Here is an 18,277-nt window from a genome sequence, read left to right as displayed (position 1 = left end):
TCTGGTAGGCACGATTGGATTCGAACCAACGACCCCCACCATGTCAAGGTGATGCTCTAACCAACTGAGCTACGTGCCTGATAGAGCTTCACGAGCAACGTGAGGTGCAAATTATATATAGATTTTGCCAAAAAGCAAGAGGGCGCGAAAAATCTTTCTGAAATTTATTCTTCACACCTCTCAGACTTCCATTTCTCATTGTTTTCTATGAATAAAAAAGATATAGGATTCTCTTCAGAACGCTGCATCAAATGAAGCAGCCCACCGCGGATGCGATGGGGCTGCTGTTTGGTGTCCCGCTCGCCGGGCAGCAATCACCCGGCTTAGACACCCCCTCAAACGCGGCGAGCCGAAAGCACTCCCGGCACCTGCCTGAGGCTCGCGAGAACCATCTTCATGGCGTCTCCGCCCTTCACTTCGACCGCAAAGCGCATGTGCTGGTCGCCCTTCACGAACTGCGAGTTGATGCCCGTGATATGAACCTTCTCGCGCTGGAAGACTTCGGAGACGTCCTTCATGAGGCCGGGACGGTCCTGCGCAACGATGAGAAGGTCTGCCGGGTAGATCGACTCGGCAATGCCGCCGCCCCAGCTCACCTCAATCAGTCGATCATGATCCTGCTCGACCATGTTTCTGAGATTCGGGCAGTCGGCGCGGTGAATCGTCACGCCTCTTCCGCGGGTGACGTAGCCCACGATTTCGTCGGGCGGCACCGGGTGGCAGCACCGGGCGAGCTGCGTGAGGAGCGAATCCATGCCGACGACAAGGACCTTCCCCTTCTTGGAAGGAGCAGACTCCTGCCGTACGACAAGTTCAGGCTCCTTCGGCGCCTCTTCCTTCGGGGGCTGCACGGCCTGCGCGAGGGCGGTGAGCGTAATTTCCTCGCGGGCGAACGCAATGCAGAGGTCGTCGACGGAATCAAAGCCCAAACGCTTCGCGAGGTCGTCGAGCTTCACGGCGGTTTTGCCGAGGCGCGCAAGTTCCTTGTCGAGCCTTTCGCGCCCTTCCTGCAGAAGCTGTGCGAGCTGCTGGGCGTTGAACCACTGACGGACCTTGTTGCGGGTGCGGGGGCTTGCTGTGTATCCGAGCTCGGGATTGAGCCAATCGCGCGAGGGCTGCCCGGTCTTACCGGCAATGATCTCCACCGTCTGACCGGTCTTCAGCTTCGTATTGAGCGGCACCATGGCGCCGTCCACGCGCGCGCCGCGGCAACGGTGGCCGAGCTGCGTATGAACGAGGTAAGCAAAGTCGACGGGTGTCGCGCCAGCAGGCAGCTCCACCACGCGCCCCTGGGGCGTGAGGCAGTAGACGTGATCGTCCTCCACCGCATGCGCATCCTTGTGGGGGTCCGAGCCCATATCAGAACGCCAGGCGAGGAGCTGGCGGAGCCACGCAACGCGCTGCTCCTCGGCAATCGAAGCGCCGTTCGAATTTCCGGCTTCCTTATAGCGCCAGTGCGCCGCAACGCCCAATTCCGCAAACTCATGCATCGCGCGCGTGCGGATCTGGATTTCGATGGGGCGGCCCGCCTTGTCGGTCACGACCGTATGAAGCGACTGGTAGCCGTTCGGCTTCGGGTTCGCGATGTAGTCGTCGTATTCCTTCGAGAGAATCGTGAAGTTTTCCTGCACGATGGAGAGCACTTCGTAGCACTGCTCGACCGTGCCCACGATGATGCGAAGCGCCCTCACGTCGAAGAGCTGGTCGAAGCGCAGGTGCTTTCTCTGCATCTTCTTCCAGATCGAATAGATGTGCTTCGGACGCCCGGAGATATCAGCCTCAATGCCGTGAGCCTTGAGGAGCGCCCTCACCTTTTCGACCGCGTGCTGCATGAATTCGAGACGTTCCTCTCGGGATTCGTCGAGTTCGTTCGCGATCTCGCGGTATTCCTCGGGACGCGTGAAGCGCAGCGACAGGTCCTCGAGCTCCCACTTGATCTGCCAGATGCCGAGACGATTGGCAAGCGGCGCATAAATCGCGAGCGTTTCCGCACCGAACTCCTTCGCGCCCTCCGCTCCGGACGTCGCAAACCACCGAAGCGTCTGGAGGCGGCTCGCGAGCTTGAGGAGCACCACGCGCAGGTCCTGACACATTGCGAGGAACATGCGACGAAGAGCCTCAGGCTGCACGGCGGCGCTCGCTTCCTTGCTTTCCGAGCGAGCGCGCTTCGAGAGGTCGTTCATTTTGCTCAACTCTGCAACAAGCCCGGCAACGGTGCTTCCGAAGCTCTTCGTAATCCAGTCTTCGGAGTTGGCAACGAACTTCGGAACGCTGTAGAGGTACGCCGCAGCCAGAAGCTCCGGATCGTTGCGGATGCCGACAAGGATTTTGGCGACGCCTTCGGCGTGCGCGAGAACAGGTTCACCCGTCGAGAGCGTGCGGCCGCTGTAGAGCGGCTCCACAAGGCTCTTCGCAAGTTCGGGATCAGCGACAGGACGATTCTCCGTCGTTTCCATGTTGGCTATCTCCTCGTGTGTTTTCTACTCTTTGTTCTTCTCTTGCAGTCTTTTGAGGAGATATCGCGGCTTCTGCTGCCGGATGAATTCTCCTCCGAGTATTCCTATTCTAAGAAAGGAGTAGCAGGAAAGAGGCACACGCAATCTTTTCGATCGCATTTGCTTACGGAATCGTTTCTGAGCCCGAAGTCTGCGGCTGAATGCCTGCCGGTGAGATGGGGCGCCCTAGTGGCGGCGGCCCGCTGGATCCCGGACCCAGGGGGGCGACAGATCAAAAAGAATTTCGGGACCGCAAGGTTCCGGGATCTGTGCCGCATGGACTGGTGCACTTTTCATCCGCGTCGGAGGTGCTCCTGCGACTTGCTTTCTTCAAAACCTAAAAGTCGTCTAACCTAAAAGTCGTCGAAAGACCTCACGAAACCTTAGTTGGGGCCTGGCTCGATCAGCACTCTCTGATTCAAATTCTTGATTGGTTCCGTTGCGTCGACCACGTTGCCACGACAGGTAATGACAGGCTTCCAAATGGACCACGGAAACAACCAAACGCGATCAGCGATTCCTCAAGCTGCTGGGTGTCAGTTGAATCGTGACCGCATTAGACCCTCAAACCTCATTGAAGACCCACGAAAGCCGGGCGCCCACAGAGTGCGCACGATGCTTCGACCCCGCCTTCATGACGGATCCGGTCAGCTCAATCCGCGTTTGCGGAAACTGGATTCCGAGCTTCGCATCGGCCGACATCTGGAATTTCGGCAGGTCCGCCACCGCAAGCGCCCCTCTGGCCCCTTCAATTCCCGGCACGGTCACCGTCATCGAAGCCGAATCGGAAGTCAGCCCATGCACCGCAGCGTTGAGCGACCCGTCGATTCGCCGCGGCAGCCACTCTTCAAAGATGCCTTTAGCCGCAAAGTTGATGCCGCCCGCAATGCGGCCTCCCAGGGTCGCAGACACGGCATAACCGCCCGACTCCCGGGTTTTGAGAACATCTCCCGATTCCGCCTGCCAAAGTGCCTCCGCATCGCCCCATTTCCAGACTCGCGCTCCGGATAGTCCCGTCACCGTCCAGTCAACGCGGGTGCTCCCCAAATCCCCAAAAAGCGGGCATTCCGTCATGAGGCCGAAGCTCCAGAGCGAGCGCTTTACGCCCTCCGCATGCAGAAATTCACCCGCAGACGGCACACGCACCTTGTCAGCGGCCTCGGACCAGGTGAGATCCATCGTCACCCGCTTTTTCTCAACCGGCACGTACGCAAAGAGCGAAACGAGCGCGCGTTCGGAAGAACCGGTGAGCGGAAGCCTGGACTCTTCCGCATGGCGATTAAAGTCCGACTCCGTAAAGGCGCCGTAGAGCCCGAATCGGATATCGCCTTTCCCGAGAACAAAAGCGCCGCGAATGGTTGTGTCGTCGCTCGTCACTGTCTGGTTGAGCCCAAGGTCCGGAATCGGAACTGACGTCCGGCTTCTTCCTCCCGACGCGTCCACCATGACGGGGATTGAAGTCATCACCTCCGGAATCTTCCGCAGAATGGAATCCTCTTCCACGGGCACCGGCACGCGCCCTGCGAGTTCAAGCGTCCGAACAACATCGGAAAGGTTCCCCGAAAGCATCGTCATGTCGGCCGTCATCCGCTCGCGGGTGCCGATCGCCGCCGTGGAGCCGGCAACGCGCACGAGGTTCGCAGCCGTTGCCTCAGGTTCCGTATAGAGAAAGAGCTTTCGGAAATACTGGGGCGTGAAAACGTCCTTTCTCTTCAGCCACACGGCCTGAGTGAGGTTTGCGAGCGGACCTTCGAAGGCGGGCGGCTGAATGAGAATATGGAGCTTCCCGTCGGCGCCGTAATAGAGGTCTCCCGTTTCCGCTTGAGTCCCCACATACACCGTGAGATTTTCGAGCCCCGTCACCTTGCCTTTCGAAAAGTCGAGGCTCTCCACCGCGTCGCGGTCCGCGATCAGGGGTTCGCGCGGGATTTCTTCCGCATCATTCCCATCTGGAACGCTAGCGGAACCGTCGCCAGCCGGATCGTCCGGTTTTTCATCAGGCGCCTCATCCGGCACCTCTGGCACGGCTTCGGGGAAAATCCAGAGAATCGAGCCCAGCTCAAAGTGGGTCCAGGTCCCTTCGCCAGTAGTCAGTTTTGCGTTCGGGCCGTCGAGCTCAATGACGCCGTCGCGGGCGACGAGAAGGTTCTGGCTCAGGCTGCCGGCTCGCCCTTCATCGACTTCACCCACCTGAATGGCGACGTTGCCGGCAAGGAGAAAATCTGTCCCAATGACGAGCGTTCCGGCATCAGGATGCGCGGTATGGGCAAGCTGATCCGCATTGCTCCACTCATTCGGTCCGACGATGAACCGGCCGCCCTTGAGGAGCTCGATTCTCATCGCCGCATCCGGATCAATCAGAAGGTCCCCCACGCGAAAGCGGGCGGAGCCGAAAACGGAAGCTTGCAGGTTATCCGGAATGTCGCCGCCCCCGAGAATTACCCGGGTCGTCCCCTTCGCGGCGTGAAAGACTTCTGCATTGAAGAGACCGCCCTGATGGACGGTCTCGATAGACTCGCCGGTATCAGAATCAAAGCCTTCCTCGATCCATGGCGTCGCCCGAATCTCGATCGTGCCGCCTTCCGACCGAACCATGCCCATATTGATCATCGAATTTCCTTCCACGGAAATCCTTCCTGCCTCGCCAAGGTGGATCACGCCTCCGGTTGAGCCGTCTTCGCCTGGAATGCCATTGATCTCTGAATTCTCCCTGAGTTCCAGTACGCCTTCACTGAGGCTGAGGTTCTCAATTTCCATCTGAGACTGACCTTCGAGCCGAAGGCGGCCTCGGTCGGAAATCTCCGTGCTCCCCGCAAAGCTGTACGCCCATTCACCCAACGTCAGCGCTCCTCCTGCAACAGCAATTTCGCCGATGCTTCCAGAACGCTCCTCGATCCTGAGATTCCCGCTCGAAGCGATTTCGAGCCGATTGAGCTCAAAGAAATCCCCTGGTCCCCAGACCTCCTCTCCGGCGACAAGCCGTTCTGAAGTCCATTCATCCTCCGTGGTGTCAGCCTGAACCCCAGATAGAGGAAGCATTGCGATGCTGAAGCATGCCGCTGCTAGCGGCCTGAGCCGAAATCGGAAGCTGCGTGAAGGAGAGGATTGCTGATCCTTCAGGCCCCCCGCCCCTTCGGCAGCAAGGAGTGAAGGCAAATTTGCGGCCGCGGTGGCTCGCGAGGGGTCGCTCATTGCCATCCGGGCGAGCGTTCGTGTCTGAGCGTTCGTCATGGATCTTAGTCATCGTGGTCAGTTGGCGCTTCGCTCTGGACGAAGCAGACGAACGATGCATTTTGCTGATCCGTAAACATTTCATGTGTGGTATTAACCCCTAATCACCCTCCCGTATTTTGGTTATTTGATAACGTAATACATTTCATTGAAAACAAAGCCCCGATACGCCGAAGCGCCCGGGGCTAAAAAAACACGCAGAAAGGGAACTTAGTTCCTCAGGCTGTGAATCGGAGCGGGGATGCGGCCGCCCAGCTTCACGAAGCCGGAAGCGTCGCCCCCCGGCACGCGGATGATGCTCGCTTCACCCAGGAGGCCGCCGAAGACCGCAACGTCGCCCACGGTCTTTCCCGGAACCGGAATCACGCGGACCGCCGTAGTCTTGCCGTTGATCATGCCGATCGCCGCTTCGTCGGCGATCATGCCCGAGATGGTCGAAGCCGGCGTATCGCCCGGAATCGCGATCATGTCGAGACCCACGGAGCAGACGGAGGTCATGGCTTCGAGCTTTTCAAGCGTCAGGGCGCCCGAGCGTGCAGCCGCCTCAATGGCGCTGTCTTCCGAGACCGGAATGAAGGCGCCTGAGAGCCCGCCCACGTGCGAGGAGGCAAACACGCCGCCCTTCTTCACCTGGTCGTTCAGCATCGCGAGAATCGCGGTCGTGCCGGGAGCGCCGATGGAGGAGAGGCCGAGCGACTGGAAGATTTCGCCCACGCTGTCGCCCACGGCCGGCGTGGGAGCAAGCGAGAGGTCTGCGACGCCGAAGGGGAGGTTCAGGCGCTTGGCGACTTCGTTGCCGATAATTTCGCCCACGCGCGTCACCTTGTAGGCGGTGTGCTTGATGACTTCCGCGGCGTCCGTGATCGTGAGGTACTCGCCCTTTGCCTTCACGGCGCGGTCAAGCGCCTTCTTGACGACGCCCGGGCCCGAAACGCCCACGTCGATCACGACGTCGGGTTCGCCGACGCCGAGATAAGCGCCAGCCATGAAGGGTACGTCCTGCGGAATATTGCAGAAGACAACGAGCTTTGCGCAGCCGATCGCGTCGCGGTCCTTCGTCGCATGCGCCACGTCGAGAATGCGTTCGCCCATGAGGCGCACGGCATCCATGTTGATGCCGGCCTTGGTCGACCCCACATTGATCGAGGAGCAGATGCGGTCCGTGGTTGCGAGCGCCTCGGGGAGCGCATCGATCAGGTTCTTTTCGCCCGGGGTCATGCCCTTTTCAACGAGGGCGCCGAAGCCGCCGATGAAGTCGACGCCCACTTCCTTCGCGGCCTCGTCGAGCACGCGGCAGGCGGCAACCATTTCGTCGCGGGAGAACGCGGCGCCCACGGTCCCGATGGGCGAGACGGAAATGCGCTTATTGACGACGGGTATCCCGTAGCGGTCGCCCACGAGATCGCAGGTTTCAACGAGCTTCGAGGCATAGCGCGAAATCTTGGCGCGGACCTTGTAGGCAAAGCTGTCGAAGTCGGACGAAACACAGTCGAAGAGGTTGATACCCATCGTGACGGTGCGCACGTCGAGGTGCTCCGAGCGGAGCATGTTGATGGTGGAAAGTACCTCGCGGTCTGTCAGCATTTTTTGGTTTCCTAAGAATTCAGGTATGTTGGATCGAGAGGCAGATCAGTCCACCTTCACGCGGTGAATGGCTTCGAAAATATCGCGGTGCTGGAGGTTGCAGCGAAGCCCCATCGCGCCCGCACGGTCGATGAGCGTGCGGTGAAGCGCCCGGCGGTCGACCTCGAGCGGAATCTGAGCTTCAAAGACCTGAAGCGACATGCCGGCCTCGATCGGGAAGGCGCGCAGGCTCTCAATGTTGATCTTCTGTTCGGCGAGAATGCGGGAGAACGTCGTAATGATGTCGTTTCTGTCCGGCCCCCAGATGCTGATCACATAGGGTTCGCCTTCGAGGTTTTCCGTGGGCTCCACGAAGTCGAGGACGAGCACGGCCTGCTTAAGCTTGCGGCGGCGGACCTCTTCGTTCAGATCGTTCTCAATCACGGACTTGTCGAGGTCGACGGGCTTCTGCACCACGCACATCAGGGCGAACTGCCCGTGAAGGGTAACCTGACTCACCTGCTCGAGGTTTGCGCCGTGGCGCGTAATCACGGAGGACACTGCGGATACGATGCCGGGACGGTCAAGGCCGAAAACGCCGACGAGAACGCGGTCCATATTTGCTTCTGTCACGGGGAATCTCCTCATGGGGCCGAAAGTGAATCCTGGCCGGGGATCGGAGTCGCGCCGTCAAAGAAGCGCGCTCCTCAGGGGTATGTGCAATTAATGCAATTCAATTAGTTTACGTCGGGCATGCCGCCGGCTGGGCTGAATGCCCTCAAGAATCGCCTTAGTCTAATTGAGAGGAGCCGAATCTCTTTGCGAACGCATCGGGCAAAGCAAGAAGTCCGGGAAGCCGCGGGAAGGCCGCAATAGCGGCGTCGCGCGAAACCTTCGCAACTTCCCCGACTGTGATGCCCCGGAGTTGGGCGGCAGCCTTTGCGGCTTCGAGAATGTCCGCGGGTTCTGTGGCGAGAGACAAGCCTTCCTTCTCATGCGCGTCGCGCCGCTTCGATCCCGGCATGTCGGGCGCATCGGTTTCAAGGAGCCAGGCCCCGTCGGGGAGTTCCGCGAGATGCCGGCGAATGCGCTTGCTCCCTGCATAAGTGGCAGCGCCCCCGAACCCGAGCCGCAGGGCGAACCCAAGGAAAGTGTCCCGCTCAACGTCAGAGCCGTTGAAGGCATGAACCGCCCCTCCGGGAGGGGGCAGGCGCCTGAGCGCCCCCATCGTCTGCGACCCGCTTCTTCTCACGTGAATCGAGAGCGGCAGCGAAAAATCCCGGGCTATCCGGAGTTCCGCGAGGAAGACTTCCTTTGCGAGCGCCTGATCGATCCCGGGCACAAAGCCGTCCAAGCCCACTTCGCCGATGCCGATGAAGTGGGGATCCGTCATCCGCTTCGCCACCTCGTCGCGTAGTTTTTCGAGCGTTCCCTCGCCCACTTCGTCGAGCGCAAGCGGATGGATGCCGAGCAGGTAGCCCAGCCCTGCTTCGCAGGCAACCTCGCGGGTGAGATCCCAGTTCGAGGGCCCGCCGGCGCAGAGGAGCATGTTTTCAACGCCGGCGCGCCGGGCGTCGGAAAGGAGTTCCGGGAGGCGCTCCCTCAGCCTCGGAACCCAGAGGTGCGAGTGCGTATCGATGAAGCCCATGGCAGCCTCACGCTTTAGAACTTCTTTTCGACCGGTTCGATTGCGCCGTCGGCGAGCTTTACGACGCGGTCGCAAAGACGCGCGAGATCGCGGTCGTGCGTGACGATGACGATCGCCGCGCCCTTTTCGTGCGCGAGCTTCAGAAGCGACTCAAAAACCTGTTCGGCCGTTTCCTCATCCAGATTCCCCGTGGGTTCGTCGGCGAGGATGCAGGCGGGTTCCGTAATGAGCGCACGGGCAATGGCCACACGCTGACGTTCGCCCCCGGAGAGCTGCGACGGAAGGTGATCGAGCCTGTGCCCGAGCCCCACGGCTTCGAGCGAGGCCCTAGCCTTCGCGCGCGCTTCCGTCCGGTTCATCCGGCGGATGAAGAGCGGCATCGCCGCATTGTCGAGCGCCGTGAACTCGGGAAGCAGGTGGTGGAACTGATAGACGAAGCCGAGGCGCCGGTTTCTCAGGCGCCCGCGTTCGGACTCCGAGAGCCCGGAAAGCTTTTCGCCCGCGATCGAAACTTCGCCCGCGTCGAGAGCATCCAAACCGCCCAGGATATGAAGGAGCGTCGACTTCCCGGAGCCTGAGGCGCCGAGAATCGCCACGGTTTCGCCCGGCATCACGGCGAGGTTGACGTCCTTCAATACCGGCACGGCCGCCGCGCCGTCGCGGTAAGCCTTGGCGACGTGCGCCGCCGAGAGAACCGGTTCATTCGCGTTATTCATAACGGAGCGCCTCCGCAGGGTGAAGCCTTGCCGCGCGCCAGCTCGGATAGAGCGTGGCGACAAGGGACAGAAGGAAGGAGAAGACCGAAATCGGAATGATGTCGGAGAGCCTCGGGTCGGAGGGCATCGAGCTGATGAAGTAGATCTCTCTCGGGAGGAATTCGACCCCCATGAGGCCCTCGATGAAGCTCACGATGGAGCCGACGTTGTAGGCAACGAGAAGCCCCACGGCAACGCCGGCAACAACGCCCACGATCCCGACGATCGTCCCCTGAATCATGAAGATTGCAAGGATGGAGGAGCGCGATGCCCCGAGCGTTCTCAGAATCGCGATGTCGGCCTGCTTTTCCTTCACCGTCATGACGAGGGCCGAAACAAGCCCGAAGGCGCCGACAAGGACGATGAGGAAGAGAATGATCCCCATCATGCGCTTTTCAACCTGCACGGCCGCAAACCACGTGCGGTTCTGCCGCGACCAGTCGGAAGCGTAGACGCCTGCCGGAAGCATCTGAGCCACCGACCGCGCGATCTCGGGCGCCTTATTCATGTCGGCCGTGCGAAGCCGCAGCCCCTGAGGGCCCCCGGTGCGGAAGATCGCCGCGGCGTCCTCGATGTTGAGAAGCGCCATGGTGCTGTCGTATTCATAGTGGCCCGAAGAAAGGTACCCGAGGACCGTCAACTGCCGCATTCTCGGCATGAGTCCCGCCGGGGTCATGTTCCCTTCGGGCACGATGAGGGCCACCTTGTCGCCCGTGCGCACGCCGAGCGCTCTGGCAAGGTCGCGCCCGAGAATGACGCCGAAGCTCCTGGGCGTCAAGTCCTTCAGTTCCGCGCCCCCGGAAATGTTCTCCGACATTTCGCTCACGCCCGGTTCCTTCGCGGGGTCGACCCCCTTGACGAGCGCGCCCCGGACGACAGAACCCGAATTCAAGAGTCCCTGCCCCTGCACGTAGGGCGCGGCGGCAAGAATGTCGCTCCGGGCTTCAAGCTTCCTCGCGAGCCCGTCAGCGTCCCTGAGCGGCCCCGGAACAGCCGTCACCTCGATATGGGGAATCACGGAAAGCATCCGGTCGCGGACCTCTTTCTGAAAGCCGTTCATCACCGAGAGCACGATGATGAGGGCGGCAACGCCCAAAGCAATCGAAGCGACGGAAATGCCTGAAATAAAGGACATGAAGCCGTCCCGGCGGCGGCCCTTTCTGCCCTGCCTCGTATAAGTGAGGCCAATCATGAATTCAAATGGCGTCTGCACAAAAAACCTCTCTCCGGATCGTTTCCGAAAGCGGGAGTTCCTTTCTGGTATTTGTCGTCTAGGCGCTCATTCTAGCGGCCGCATCATGAGGAAAGCGCGGGGGGAAGAAGAAAAAGAATTCCGCAACAAATTGTTTTTCCTAGACTTCATGAGGAAGGAAAGCATTTGAGCTGAGCCGCACTCCTCGAAAGCGGAAATGCCGCCGGCGCATGATCCCGGGGCTTCGCTTTCGAAGGGTCTTCCCATGGGAGAAGACCCCGCAGGCAAAGAGCGTCTCGCGTGCGGGCGGCTACAATGCCTTCCATTATGACAACTGCCTTTTATCTCCTTCCCGGCGCGCGTCTTCCTCAGGGATGCGCCCGTGAGGTTCTTGCGTCCCTAACGGACGCGGACCGCACGCGGCTCACGGCGCTCGGGACCGGGCGCGAACCGCCCGGCATTCAGCGGCTCTCGGAGCCTCTTCACGAATATTCGCCCCACCGCGCGTGGCTCTGGAAAGTGCTCACGCACCGGACGGGCGCGCCCGTCATCGCCCCTTATGCCTGGATGGCGGAGCACGGGCCGCGGCTCGATCAGGAATTCTGGTCGATCGACTTCTGGACGAAGGACCCTTCGGGGCGCCTCGCGCGCTTTGAATTTGCGGACGACGCGCTTCCCCGCGCCGCCTGCGCGGCGGCCCCGGTTCTTGCGGAATCCGGCATGCGCCTCATGATTTCCGGGAAATCGTTCTATACCGCGACGCGCGAGGGGCTTGACTATTCAGCGCGCCCCTTCGAGGACCTCTGCGGCATGGAGGAAACGCATATCGCTCACCTCCCGCATCTTGCCGACGGCGCCGACAAAGAGCGCGTGAATGAGCTCCTTCACAGGATCGAAGGCGCTCTTCGTGAAGCCTTGCCGGCAGAAACCCAAGACATCCAGGGCCTCTGGCTCTCGGGCGGCGGGCGCTCTGCTCCCGTTTTTCCTCCCTCGACCTTCCGCTCCGTCTTGACAAACGACCGAACGGCGCTCGCCTGGGCTGAGGACGCCGGGATTCCGAAGGCATACCTCGGGACGCTCGGTAAAAAGACGAAATGGCCCGAAGCTCCCGAGGGCGACCGCATTCTCGTGATCGACGACCTCTACGACGCGTGGATGAGGCACGACTGGAATGCCTGGATTAAGCGCATGCCGGGGCTCCTCGACAAGCTCGAACATTGGGTCGGCCAAGAGAAGCCCGCGCGCCTGACGGAAAACGTCATCGTCGCCTTCGGGCACGGAACCTCCGCAACGCTCGTCCCTGAAAAAAGGGGCGCGCTCGGGTTCCTGAAGCGCAAAAACGTCGTTTCTCCGGAAAACTGGCTTTTGGACTCTGAACCCAAAGCTTCCGGAATGAACGGGGAGGACGCAGCATGACACGCATTCTTTCCCGTACCTACGATCCCCATGCGGCCGAAAGACTCGCGCGCGCGGGGTTCCTCCCGCCCATTGCCCGGGCGCTCGCCGCCCGCGGCATCAGCGAAGCCTCGGACCTCGAGCAGGAATGGCAGGGGATGATTCCGCCCGCCATGCTCGAAGGCACCAGAGAAGCGGCTGAAAGGCTTGCCGCGGCCCGCGAGAAGGGCGAGCACGTCACAATCGTCGCCGACTACGACTGCGACGGGGCGACCGCCTGCACGGTGGGGCTGCGGGGCTTCCAGATGCTCGGCATCAGCGCCTCCTACTTTGTTCCCGACCGCGTGGTGCACGGCTACGGCCTCACCCCGAACGTGGTCGACATCGTGGCCGCGCGCGACCCGAAGCCGTCTCTCATCGTTACGGTCGACAACGGCATTTCGTCCGTTCCGGCGGTCGACCGCGCCCGGGAACTCGGGATCGACGTGATTGTGACCGACCACCATCTGCCCGGCCCCGAACTTCCGCGCGCCGTTTCGATCGTCAATCCCAACCGCGCGGATTCGGTTTTCCCATCGAAGAACCTCGCGGGCGTGGGCGTCATCTACTACGTCCTTCTGGCCCTCCGGGCGCTTCTGCGCGAGCGGGGCGTCTATGACGCAAAGACCCAGCCGAGGCTCGACCAGCTCGTCGACTTCGTTGCCCTGGGCACCGTCGCCGACGTCGTGAAGCTCGACAAAAACAACCGCATTCTGGTGTCCCAAGGCTTAAGAAGAATCCGGTCAGGGCGCACCCACGCGGGTCTCGAGGCGCTCTTCGCGATTGCCGGAAAAGACACCCATACGGCGGGCGTGCGGGACTTCGGCTTTGCCGTCGCTCCGAGGATCAATGCGGCCGGGCGCCTGGGCACCATGGAAAGCGGCATCGAGTGTCTCCTTTCCGACGATCCGTCGCGGGCGCTTGCCTTCGCGGACAACCTCAATTCCATCAACGCCGAAAGGCGCGAGCTCGAGGGTGAGATGCAGCAGGCTGCGGAAGCGGCGCTCGAAGCGGTCGACCTCGACCACCGGGCGACCTTTTCCCTCTACAACCCCGACTTCAACGAGGGCGTCGTTGGTCTTGTAGCCGCACGCCTCAAGGAACGGATCCACCGCCCGGTGATTGCTTTCGCGCCCACGGAAAACCATGAGCTGAAGGGCTCCGGCCGTTCGATCCCCGGCATTCACCTGCGCGACATGATCGACCTGGTCTCCAAGGCCCTGCCCGGCGTCGTCATCCGCTTCGGCGGCCACGCCATGGCGGCGGGTCTTTCCATCCGGCCGGAGAGCCTCAAGGAATTTCAGGAAGCCTTTGAAGAGGTCGTGCGCACGCACTGCGACGCCTCGGTTTTTGAGCGCGTCGTGCTCACCGACGGAGGACTTGCGCCCGACGAAATCACGGAGAACCTCTGCACGGAAATCGACCGCCAGATCTGGGGCCAGGGATTTGAAGCGCCGCTTTTTGCGAACGAATTCACGGTTCTCAACCAGACGCTTCTCAAGGACGCGCACTTAAAACTCCAGCTCGGGCTTGGCGGCCAGCGCTTTGAAGGCATCTTCTTCCGCCATCGGGAGCCCCTGCCCATGCAGGCAAAGATCGCCTACCGGCCCGCCATCAACGAGTACCGGGGACGCCGCACGGTGCAGCTTGTTGCGGAAGCGGCGGAATAATCCGTCCGGTTCCCGCAGAAAACGCTTCCGGCTTCTTCTTTTTCCTGCTTTTTTCTAGGGGAGAGCGCTTCAGGCGCTCTCCCCATTCCGCTTATAATTCCAAGTTTCATGTTTTCACTTCGGGCTGCCGCTAGGGCTTTGAGCCTCTATCAGCGCGGCCCGTCAGCTCCCCCACGGGATTTATCCGGATCTTTTGGGACCGGAGACCCTCTATTTACCAGCGGATCTGGGGAGCGCATCAACAGGACTCAAAATGGAAGCTGAACGCATCAATCAGATTGAATCCCTCATCGAAGATCTGGGCCGCAGGCTCGCTGAACTTCGGAGGTATCTTTGACGTCGACCGCAAGGCACGACGACTCGAAGAAGTCAATCGCGAGATTGAGAATCCCGACCTCTGGAACGATCCCAAGCACGCCCAGGAAGTGAGCAAGGAAAAGAAGATGCTCGACGACATCGTCGGCAGCTTCGAACGGCTCACCGCGGGACTTGCGGACGCGAAGGAACTCTTTGAACTTTCGATGGCCGACGAAGACTGGGACGCCGTCGAAGCGATCGGCGCCGATGTTGACGGCTACGCCGAAGAGGTCGGTCAGCTTGAATTCAAGCGCATGTTCAACCAGCCGATGGACTCGGCCAACTGCTACCTCGAAATTCAGGCAGGTGCGGGCGGCACGGAAGCCCAGGACTGGGCGAGCATGATCGAGCGCATGTACATGCGCTATGCCGAACGAAAGGGCTTCAAGGTGACGCTCGAGGAAGAGTCCGCGGGCGAAGTCGCGGGCATCAAGTCGGCGACGCTCTTCATCGAAGGCGAATGGGCCTACGGGACGCTGCGCACGGAAACGGGCATTCACCGTCTTGTGCGCAAGAGCCCCTTTGACGCCAACGCCCGCCGCCACACCTCCTTCTGCTCGGTCTACGTTTATCCGGAAGTCGACGACTCGATCGATATCGAGATCAATCCGGCCGACCTCTCGATCGACGTCTTCCGCGCGTCGGGCGCGGGCGGCCAGCACATTCAGAAGACGGAATCGGCTGTTCGAATCCACCACATCCCGACCGGCATCATCACGATCTGCCAGGACGACCGCTCGCAGCACCGCAATCGCGAGAAGGCGATGCAGCAGCTCAAAGCCAAGCTCTACGAACTCGAGATGAGAAAGCGCATGGAAGCGCAGACGAAGCTCGAGGAGCAGAAGTCCGACATCGGCTGGGGCCACCAGATCCGCAGCTACGTGCTCGACCAGTCCCGCGTGAAGGACCTGCGCACGGGCGTCGAAACGGGCAACACCGGCGCCGTACTTGACGGCGATCTTGACCAGTTCATCGAGGCGAGCCTCAAGAACGGCGTGGGCGGTCTCCCCGCTGCTGAGTAATCGCTTTAAACCTGAAAGCCTAAGAAAGGAAGGCGCGAGGGAGAACCGCGCCTCTTTAGACGAGGCACATCAAGCCTTTCAGAAGGAAATTCAAATGGCTGAAAATGAAATCCAGACGGCGCAGGAAGCCGCAGCCGAGGAGAACCACATCATCGCCGAACGCCGCGCGAAGCTCGCGCACCTGCGTGAAACGGGCGTGGCCTATCCCAACGACTTCGTGCGCACCGACCTCTTCGGCGACCTGCGCGAGAAGTACGGCGAAATGAGCTCCGAGGAACTCGAGAAGCTCGCGCCTCAGGTTGCCTGCTCGGGCCGCGTGATGCTGAAGCGCATCATGGGCAAGGCCTCCTTCTGCACCGTCCGCGACTTTACGGGCGACATGCAGTACTTCGTTCAGATGAACGAAGTGGGCGAAGACGCCTACGCCGCCTTCAAGACCTTTGACCTCGGGGACATCGTCGCCTGCCGCGGCACGCTCTTCAGGACCCGTGCGGGCGACCTCGCCATCCGCGCGAAGGAAGTTCGTCTCATGACGAAGAGCATCCGTCCGCTCCCCGACAAGCACAAGGGCCTTCAGGACACCGAGCTCTGCTACCGCCAGCGCTACGTCGACCTCATCATGAATGAGGATTCGAGAAAGCGCTTCCTCACGCGCTCGAAGGCGATCGCCGCGATCCGCCAGTACATGCTCGACCACCGGTTCCTCGAAGTCGAAACGCCGATGCTCCACCCGATCCCGGGCGGCGCCAATGCGAAGCCCTTCATCACGCACCACAATGCGCTCGACATGGACATGTACCTGCGCATCGCGCCGGAGCTTTACCTGAAGCGCCTCGTCGTGGGCGGCTTTGAACGCGTCTTCGAAATCAACCGCAACTTCCGCAACGAAGGCGTCTCGGTCCGTCACAACCCCGAATTCACGATGATGGAGTTCTACTGCACGTACTGGACGTACCGTGATCAGATGGACTTCACGGAAAACCTCCTGCGCACGGTTGCGAAGGAAGCCACGGGTTCCGCGGTCCTTCAGTACCAGGGCCACACGATCGACCTCTCGAAGCCCTTCCATCGCCTCACGCCGCTTCAGGCAATCAAGAAGTTCGCTCCGGACTACACCGACGAAGAGCTCAACAACCCCGAATTCATCCGCGGGGAGCTGAAGCGCCTCGGCGGCGAAATCCCGGTCGACGCGGGTTTGGGCGCCCTTCAGATGGCGCTCTTTGAAGAAACGGCCGAATCGAAGCTGATCGAGCCCACCTTCATCATCGACTATCCGGTTGAGATTTCGCCCCTTGCGCGTGCGTCGGATGCGGATCCGGAAATCACCGAGCGCTTCGAGCTCTACATCGCCGGCCGTGAAACCGCCAACGGCTTCTCGGAACTGAACGACCCGGACGATCAAGCCCGGCGCTTTAAGGCCCAGGCCGACAAGAAGAGCCACGGCGACGACGAAGCCATGTACTACGACGCCGACTACATCCGCGCGCTCGAGTACGGTCTTCCCCCGACCGCGGGCTGCGGCATCGGCATCGACCGCTTCATGATGCTCCTCACGGACGCGCCGACCATCCGCGACGTGCTCCTCTTCCCGCATATGCGCCCGGAAAACTTCAAGGGTTAATCGCCTGAAATGATGAAATCTGATGCCGGGGACGCTTTCACGCTTCCCCAGGCATCCGGCTTCAAAGCCCGCCTCGAAGCGCTCTATCAGGCGCTTAAGGCGGGCTTTTCCATGTCGGATGCCGGACTTGTATCCGTGTTCTGGGAAGGGACTCTCATCGGGCGCACGCGTCCGGAATTTGCAGAGAAAATCGGCGCGTTGAAAGGCGCAAGCCTCTCGCTCAACTGCCTCACGCTCCCTTCCGGAGACCTCACAGAATTCGGCTTCGCAATGAGGGATAAGGGACTGAGCCAGGGCTGGCGCGGCGAAAAGCTCGACCTTGTTCCTTTGGATAAGCCTGAGGCGGCTCCCGTCGGCACGCTCGAGCGCGCGCTCTACCGGCCGTTTGGCGCCCGGACCTCGGCCGTGCACCTCGCAGGCCGCATCCGGAATCCCCGGGATGAGCGAGATCCCGTTTTTCTCCTTGGAAAAAGGAGCATAAAAAAACTCGTCGGCCCCGGACTCTGGGACGGACTCACCGCGGGAATGATTCAGGCGGGTGAAGCGCCTCTCGAAGCGCTCGCGCGGGAGTCGCAGGAAGAGGCCGGCCTCACGGCGTGCGATCCGGTGAAGGCGGAATTTCTCGCCTGCGATCATATTTCCCGGCCTGTTCGCGGCGGGTGGATGCATGAGGTGAGCTACGCCTACGCGACGCTTCTTCCCGAAGGCTTCATGCCGGAGCCCGTTGACGGGGAGGTGGATCACTTTGAATGCGTGAGCGCGGAAGAGGCCCTGAAGCGCATTGAAGAAAACCTCATGATGAAGGAGGCGGCGATGACGCTGCTCCTTTCCATCAGGAAGCTTCTCGGAGGATGAGCGACATGACCGCCCTCCGGGCGGTCAATTTTTGCGTGAGCGCGGGAAAAACGCTGTTTTGAAGCCGTTTTTCGATCGTTCACGTGCTGAATGGGGGCAAAAAAGTCGATTCCTCAAATTCCCGGTCGCTGGTGGGTGGCTGGCGCGGACTAAAAGTGCACCACATTCGGCGCGGAGCAAGTCCTAGTCTCAGGACTTCCTGCAATTCATCTATGCCGCGAGAAGCATATGCACTGCAGACCTGAGGATGCTCTGAGCAAATCGAAAGATAATGCATTAATTGCATAAATATCAAATATATGATAGAATATATCTATCATGAATAGATTTGCGATAGGCTTCTGATGGAACAGCTTTCGTTTTCAGACCTTGGAACCAGTCTTCGCCGGAAAACCCGCAAAACCCGTACGGAACGCCTCACCGAACGGTTGGAA

Annotated in this window: 12 protein-coding genes and 1 tRNA gene; 5 read left to right on the top strand and 8 right to left on the bottom strand. The window is 60.7% G+C overall.

Annotation, left to right across the window (positions count from 1 at the left end; genetic code table 11):
* Nucleotides 1–2: 2 nt before the first annotated feature.
* The 8 genes from GBM95_RS07370 to GBM95_RS07335 all read right to left on the bottom strand — a co-directional run bounded on the left by GBM95_RS07370 (nt 3) and on the right by GBM95_RS07335 (nt 10,905).
* Nucleotides 3–79 (bottom strand) — tRNA-Val (locus GBM95_RS07370).
* Nucleotides 80–335: 256 nt separating this feature from the next.
* Nucleotides 336–2,456: a RelA/SpoT family protein gene (locus GBM95_RS07365; protein ID WP_152158511.1), complete on the bottom strand. Its 2,121-nt coding sequence runs from the start codon at nt 2,454–2,456 to the stop codon at nt 336–338.
* Nucleotides 2,457–3,059: 603 nt separating this feature from the next.
* On the bottom strand, nt 3,060–5,534 hold the full coding sequence (locus GBM95_RS07360; protein WP_152158510.1) for a hypothetical protein: 2,475 nt from the start codon (nt 5,532–5,534) through the stop codon (nt 3,060–3,062).
* A 402-nt stretch (nt 5,535–5,936) separates the two neighbouring features.
* The gene (locus GBM95_RS07355) at nt 5,937–7,310 is read right to left on the bottom strand and encodes a PFL family protein (RefSeq protein WP_152158509.1); all 1,374 of its coding nucleotides are present in this window, start codon (nt 7,308–7,310) and stop codon (nt 5,937–5,939) included.
* A gap of 45 nt (nt 7,311–7,355) precedes the next feature.
* Nucleotides 7,356–7,922 carry a glycine cleavage system protein R gene (locus GBM95_RS07350; protein WP_226963215.1) on the bottom strand — a complete coding sequence of 189 codons (567 nt, stop codon included), beginning with the start codon at nt 7,920–7,922 and terminating at the stop codon, nt 7,356–7,358.
* Between the two features lie 157 nt (nt 7,923–8,079).
* Nucleotides 8,080–8,937: a TatD family hydrolase gene (locus GBM95_RS07345; RefSeq protein ID WP_152158507.1), complete on the bottom strand. Its 858-nt coding sequence runs from the start codon at nt 8,935–8,937 to the stop codon at nt 8,080–8,082.
* Nucleotides 8,938–8,951: 14 nt separating this feature from the next.
* The gene (locus GBM95_RS07340; RefSeq protein ID WP_152158506.1) at nt 8,952–9,653 is read right to left on the bottom strand and encodes an ABC transporter ATP-binding protein; all 702 of its coding nucleotides are present in this window, start codon (nt 9,651–9,653) and stop codon (nt 8,952–8,954) included.
* On the bottom strand, nt 9,646–10,905 hold the full coding sequence (locus tag GBM95_RS07335) for a lipoprotein-releasing ABC transporter permease subunit (RefSeq protein WP_152158505.1): 1,260 nt from the start codon (nt 10,903–10,905) through the stop codon (nt 9,646–9,648). The genes GBM95_RS07340 and GBM95_RS07335 overlap by 8 nt, the downstream gene beginning before the upstream one ends.
* A gap of 294 nt (nt 10,906–11,199) precedes the next feature.
* Here GBM95_RS07335 and GBM95_RS07330 point away from each other — a divergent pair, with 294 nt between their 5' ends.
* From GBM95_RS07330 to GBM95_RS07310, 5 genes are all read left to right on the top strand, one after another.
* Nucleotides 11,200–12,300: a hypothetical protein gene (locus tag GBM95_RS07330; RefSeq protein ID WP_152158504.1), complete on the top strand. Its 1,101-nt coding sequence runs from the start codon at nt 11,200–11,202 to the stop codon at nt 12,298–12,300.
* Nucleotides 12,297–13,988 (top strand): single-stranded-DNA-specific exonuclease RecJ, encoded by a 1,692-nt coding sequence (gene recJ, locus GBM95_RS07325; protein ID WP_152158503.1) that lies wholly within the window; start codon nt 12,297–12,299, stop codon nt 13,986–13,988. The genes GBM95_RS07330 and recJ overlap by 4 nt, the downstream gene beginning before the upstream one ends.
* Before the next feature lie 253 nt (nt 13,989–14,241).
* Nucleotides 14,242–15,367, top strand: a protein-coding gene (gene prfB / locus GBM95_RS07320) for a peptide chain release factor 2 (RefSeq protein WP_139687991.1) whose coding sequence is annotated in 2 segments (ribosomal slippage) — nt 14,242–14,322 and nt 14,324–15,367 — 1,125 coding nt in all. Because the reading frame shifts where the segments join, the coding sequence is not laid out codon by codon here.
* A 94-nt stretch (nt 15,368–15,461) separates the two neighbouring features.
* The gene (lysS, locus tag GBM95_RS07315) at nt 15,462–16,988 is read left to right on the top strand and encodes a lysine--tRNA ligase (protein ID WP_152158502.1); all 1,527 of its coding nucleotides are present in this window, start codon (nt 15,462–15,464) and stop codon (nt 16,986–16,988) included.
* A gap of 9 nt (nt 16,989–16,997) precedes the next feature.
* The gene (locus tag GBM95_RS07310; protein ID WP_152158501.1) at nt 16,998–17,843 is read left to right on the top strand and encodes an NUDIX domain-containing protein; all 846 of its coding nucleotides are present in this window, start codon (nt 16,998–17,000) and stop codon (nt 17,841–17,843) included.
* Nucleotides 17,844–18,277 lie beyond the last annotated feature (434 nt).

Source organism: Sutterella seckii (assembly GCF_009183815.1).
Classification (GTDB): domain Bacteria; phylum Pseudomonadota; class Gammaproteobacteria; order Burkholderiales; family Burkholderiaceae_F; genus Sutterella; species Sutterella seckii.
Note: the sequence above shows the minus strand (reverse complement) of the source record. Positions and strands in the feature narration are given on the sequence as shown.